Here is a 5,007-nt window from a genome sequence, read left to right as displayed (position 1 = left end):
GGCCCGCTCGAGGAGACGATCGGCAACACGCTCACGGGGCAGGTGGACCAGCTGCGCAGCGAGCGGGACCAGCTGCGCACGGACCTGGACGACGCGGGCTCCGTCGACCTCGCCGCTGACGACCCGCCCGGCCCGTTCGACGCGGTGCTGCCGGTGCACCCGCGGCCGCTCCCGCTCGCCGAGGCGCTCGATCCCGCGACGACCGCCGCGCACCTCGCCGGGGCCGCCGCGCAGGTCACCCGCCTGGTGGCGGCCGCGCGCCGCCCTCTCGCGCCCGGCAGCGGCCCGCAATAGCGTGGCGCGGGACAGCGCACCCGGCCGAGGAGTTTCGATGACGGCACCCGTGCCCCCGTCCGCCGACAGCCCCGGCCACCGGGCACCCGACCGACCCGGGTCCGACCGACCCGGCGGTCCCGCGCCGGCCCGGGACCGGGCCTGGCCCTGGCTGCTGGTGCTGGTCCTCGCGGTCGCCGCGGGCGTGCTGCTCGCGTGGCGGCCGTGGGCGCCCGCGCCGCAGCCGCGCCACGACGCACCGGCCGCGACGGCCACCCCCACCGCGACCGCCACCGCCGGCACCTCGCCGACCGCCACCCCGGCACCGACGGGCGGCGGGGCCGCGTTCGACGCCGCCTCGGCGCCCGCGCTGTTCCTCACCGACGACGAGCTGGCCCGGGCGGTGCCGATGGCCGCGGGCCAGTCGCTCGCGGACGCCGAGGAGGCGCGCTGGGGGCTGCCGGACCGGTCGACCGTCGAGCCGTCCTCCTGCACGCCGGCCGTCACGACCACCGAGCGGGAGCCCGACGTGTTCCTGCGCCGGTTCGCCAGCGACGACGCCGTGACCGTGATCCAGTCCGTCCTGGTGCTGCCCGACGCGGCGGCCGCGCGGGCGGCGTTCGACGTGCTCGTGGGCACGCTCGAGGACTGCGACGCCTACCAGCAGACGAACCCCGGCACGGACGGCGGCGCGTGGACCGCGGACCCCCCGACGACCGACGACGGCGCGGTCCCCACCGTCGTGCGCACCCTGGCCCTGAGCGCGGAGGGCGCCACCAGCCCGGAGGTCGAGGTGACGGCCCTCGCCGGCAACGCGCTGGTGACGACCACGGCGTCGGGGGTGGACCCGGCGGCGGAGCCGGCGGACCCGGCGACGCTGGCCGGCGTGGCGCGCAGCAGCGCGGAGCGGGCGCTGGCGGGGATCGGCTGAGGCGGGCGGCCGCGAGGACCGGACGCCGGGCGGGGCGGGCGCCGGGCACCCCCCGCGGGCCCGCGCCCGGCGCCGGGGCCAGGATGGGCCCATGAGCGACGCACGGACGGTGGCGGTGCTGGGCACCGGGATCATGGGCGCGGCGATGGCGCGCAACCTGCTGCGGGCGGGGCACGCCGTCCGGGTGTGGAACCGCAGCGCGGCGAAGGCCGAGCCGCTGGCCGCCGACGGCGCCACGGTCGCGGGCTCGCCGGCCGAGGCGGTCGACGGCGCGGACGTGGTGCTGACGATGCTGCACGACGGGGCCGCGGTGGCCGAGGTGATCCGGCAGGCCGCCCCGGCCTGCGCCCGGGTGCGGTGTGGCTGCAGTCGACGACGGTCGGCGTGGACGACACCCCGGCGCTCGCGGCCCTCGCGGGCGAGCTCGGCGTGACGTTCGTCGAGGCGCCCGTGTCCGGCACCCGGCAGCCCGCGGAGGCCGGGACGCTCGTCGTGATCGCGGCGGGTCCGGCCGCGGTGCGCGGGGTCGTGGCTCCGGTCCTCGACGCGATCGGCGCGCGGACCGTCTGGACGGGCGAGGACGCCGCCGCGGGCTCGGCGACCCGGCTCAAGCTCGTCGTGAACAGCTGGGTCATCACCGTCGCCAACGCCGCCGGCGAGGTGCTGGCGCTCGCGGAGGCGCTGGGCGTCGATCCCGACCGGCTCTTCGAGGTGCTCGACGGCGGCCCGCTCGACACCCCCTTCCTCCGGGTGAAGACGGACCTGATCCGGGAGGACCGGCTGAGCCCGGCCGCGTTCGCCGTGGGGACCTCCGGCAAGGACGCGCGGCTCATCGTGGCCGCGGCGCGCGAGCGCGGGCTGCGGCTGGACGGGGCCGAGGCGTTCTCCGCCCGCCTGGACCGGGCGGCGGCGCAGGGCCGCACCGACGAGGACATGGCGGCGACGTACTACACCTCGACGGAGGGCTGACCTCCAGGGACCGGGCACGGTGCTGCTGGTGCACCGCGCCCTTCCCCCCGTGCGCCCCGGAAATCCCGGTGCGCCCCCGCCCGGGGACCCCGTACCGTCGCCCGCATGGGAACGCTGAGCAGCACGGCCGCCGCGGCCGTCGCACGCCCCTGGGCCGCCTGAGCGCGGCCGGACGTCCGACCGGTCGCCTCCTCCGGATGCCCTGAGCACCCGGAGCCGGGCCGAACCCACCACCTTCCGCCCCTCCGGGTGCTCCGTCCTGCCAGCGACTGGAGCACCTCCCGTGCGACACCCCCACGGCGGCCGGCACGAGCTCGGCCAGAACTTCCTGCACCACCGCCCGACCGTCGACGCCGTCGTCGCCCTGGTCGGCGCCACCGACGGGCCCGTCCTCGAGATCGGGGCGGGCGACGGCGCGCTGACCCGGCCGCTCGCCGCGCTCGGCCGCGACGTGCTCGCGGTCGAGGTCGATCCGCGGCGCGCCGACCGCCTGCGCGCCCGCGCGCCCGGGGCCACCGTGCTGTGCGCGGACGCCCTGCGCGTGCCGTTCGACCGGCCGGTGGTGGTCGGCAACATCCCGTTCCACCTGACGACGCCGCTGCTGCGCCGGCTGCTGCACGACGGCCGCTGGCGGCACGCCGTGCTGCTGACGCAGTGGGAGGTGGCCCGCAAGCGGGCCGGGGTCGGGGGCCGCACCCTGCTCACCGCGCAGACCGACCCGTGGTTCGAGGTCGCCCTGCACGGCCGGGTGCCCGCGGCGGCGTTCCGGCCCCGCCCGTCGGTGGACGGCGGGCTGCTCACCGTCGCGCGGCGCGAGCGCCCGCTCGTCGACCCCGCGGAGCGCGCCGGGTACCAGCGGTTCGTCGGTGCGGTGTTCACCGGCGCGGGCCGGGGTCTGGACCAGGTGCTGGCCCGGGCGGCCGGCGTGCCCGCCCGCACCGCCCGACGGGCGCTCGCCGACGCGGGCGTGCCGGCCCGCGCGCTGCCCCGGGACCTGCGCCCCGGGCAGTGGACCGCGCTGTGGCGGACGGTGCACCCCGCGACGGCGCGGACCGTCCGCCCGCGACCACGCCGGTCAGGGGCCTAGGATCGACCTCGTGCGTGGCGAGTACAAGGTCCCCGGCGGCAAGCTCGTGGCAGCGGACGTGGAGGTGGCAGGCGGCACGCTCACCGAGGTGAGCGTGAGCGGCGACTTCTTCCTCGAGCCCGACGCCGCCCTGGCGGTTATCGACGAGTCCCTGCGCGGTCGGCCCGCCGACGCGCGGGTCGCCGACCTGACGACGGCGATCGAGGACGGCCTGCGCCGTGCCGAGGCCGACGGCCGGTTCGACGCCCCGGTGCAGATGGTCGGGTTCACGCCCGAGGCGGTGGCGATCGCCGTCCGGCGCGCCCTCGGCCACGCGACGTCCTGGCAGGACCACACGTTCGAGCTGATCCACCCCGGCCCGCTGCCGCCCGCCGTGCTGGGCGCGCTGGACCAGGTGCTGACCGAGGAGCTCGCCGCCGGCCGGCGCGGCCCCACCCTGCGGTTCTGGGAGTGGGACGAGCGTGCCGTGTTCATCGGCTCGTTCCAGTCGCTGCGCAACGAGGTCGACCCCGAGGGCGTCGCCAAGCACGACGTCACCGTGGTGCGGCGGATCTCCGGCGGCGGCGCCATGTTCATGGAGGCCGGCAACTGCATCACGTTCTCGCTCGTGGTGCCGGCGTCGCTGGTGGACGGCCTGTCGTTCGAGCAGTCGTACCGGTTCCTCGACGACTGGGTGATCGGCGCGCTCGCGGACGTCGGCGTCACCGCGACGTTCTCCGGGCTCAACGACATCGCGTCCCCGGCGGGCAAGATCGCGGGTTCGGCGCAGAAGCGCCTGGCCGGCGGCGCCGTGCTGCACCACATGACGATGGCCTACGACATCGACGCGGACAAGATGCTCGAGGTGCTGCGGATCGGCCGCGAGAAGCTGTCCGACAAGGGCACCACCAGCGCGAACAAGCGGGTGGACCCGGTGCGGTCCCAGACCGGGCTGCCGCGCGAGCAGGTCATCGACGCGTTCATCGCGCACTTCCGGTCCCGGTACCGGACGGTCGACGGCGACCTGCGGCCCGAGGAGCTGGAGCGGGCGCAGCAGCTGGTCGAGGAGAAGTTCGGCAACCCGGAGTGGACCGCGCGCGTGCCGTGACCCGGGCGGCAGCGACCCGGACCCGGCGCGCCGCAGGACCAGGGTCGGATCGGGGGGACCCCGGATGCGCCCGGGCGCCGCGGCCTGCCACGCTGGGCGGGTGAAGGCGCTCCTCAACATCATCTGGCTGCTGTTCGGCGGCATCTGGCTCGCGCTCGGCTACGTCGTGGCGGGCATCGTCTGCTGCGTGCTGATCGTGACCATCCCGTTCGGCATCGCGTCGTTCCGCATGGCGTCGTACGCGCTGTGGCCGTTCGGCCGCACGATCGTGGACCGGCCGACCGCGGGCGCGATGTCGACGATCGGGAACGTCATCTGGATCCTGGTCGCCGGCTGGTGGCTCGTCATCGGGCACCTGACGACCGCGCTCGCGCAGGCGGTGACGATCGTCGGCATCCCGCTGGCGATCGCGAACCTCAAGATGATCCCGGTGTCCCTCGTGCCGCTGGGCAAGGAGATCGTGCCGACCGACCGGGCGTTCGCGGCGTACGGGCACTGAGCCCGGCGGGGGCGCGGGGTCGGCGGGCACCCGCCCCGGACCGCGCCCGGGGTGCGCCTCAGCCCGCGGCGTGCCCGAGCACAGCGAGCAGCGCGCCCACGCCGAGGACGGCCGTGGCCAGCGCGGTCGCCGCGAGCGCCCCGCCGCCCGGGACGCGGGCG

The 5,007-nt window shown here is 77.3% G+C and carries 5 protein-coding genes and 2 pseudogenes; all 7 read left to right on the top strand.

Annotation, left to right across the window (positions count from 1 at the left end):
* Positions 1-294, top strand: a pseudogene (locus tag FA014_RS20235) (hypothetical protein); the annotation flags it as partial.
* 37 nt (positions 295-331) lie between these two features.
* Positions 332-1,204 (top strand): sensor domain-containing protein, encoded by an 873-nt coding sequence (locus FA014_RS17800; protein ID WP_154730965.1) that lies wholly within the window; start codon positions 332-334, stop codon positions 1,202-1,204.
* Between the two features lie 91 nt (positions 1,205-1,295).
* Positions 1,296-1,720: pseudogene (locus FA014_RS20830) on the top strand (NAD(P)-dependent oxidoreductase); the annotation flags it as partial.
* Complete coding sequence (locus tag FA014_RS17795; protein ID WP_419178437.1) at positions 1,697-2,173, top strand: NAD-binding protein; 477 nt, start codon at positions 1,697-1,699, stop codon at positions 2,171-2,173. The pseudogene FA014_RS20830 and the gene FA014_RS17795, both read left to right, overlap by 24 nt.
* A gap of 283 nt (positions 2,174-2,456) precedes the next feature.
* On the top strand, positions 2,457-3,260 hold the full coding sequence (gene erm, locus FA014_RS17790) for a 23S ribosomal RNA methyltransferase Erm (RefSeq protein ID WP_154730964.1): 804 nt from the start codon (positions 2,457-2,459) through the stop codon (positions 3,258-3,260).
* Between the two features lie 10 nt (positions 3,261-3,270).
* Positions 3,271-4,347 (top strand): lipoate--protein ligase family protein, encoded by a 1,077-nt coding sequence (locus FA014_RS17785; protein WP_154730963.1) that lies wholly within the window; start codon positions 3,271-3,273, stop codon positions 4,345-4,347.
* Between the two features lie 100 nt (positions 4,348-4,447).
* Positions 4,448-4,846 (top strand): YccF domain-containing protein, encoded by a 399-nt coding sequence (locus FA014_RS17780; protein ID WP_154730962.1) that lies wholly within the window; start codon positions 4,448-4,450, stop codon positions 4,844-4,846.
* Positions 4,847-5,007: the final 161 nt, after the last annotated feature.

This window comes from Cellulomonas hominis (genome assembly GCF_005239125.1).
GTDB classification, from domain to species: domain Bacteria; phylum Actinomycetota; class Actinomycetes; order Actinomycetales; family Cellulomonadaceae; genus Cellulomonas; species Cellulomonas hominis_A.
The sequence above is the reverse complement of the archived record's forward strand: the minus strand, read 5'-3'. Positions and strand labels throughout refer to the sequence as shown.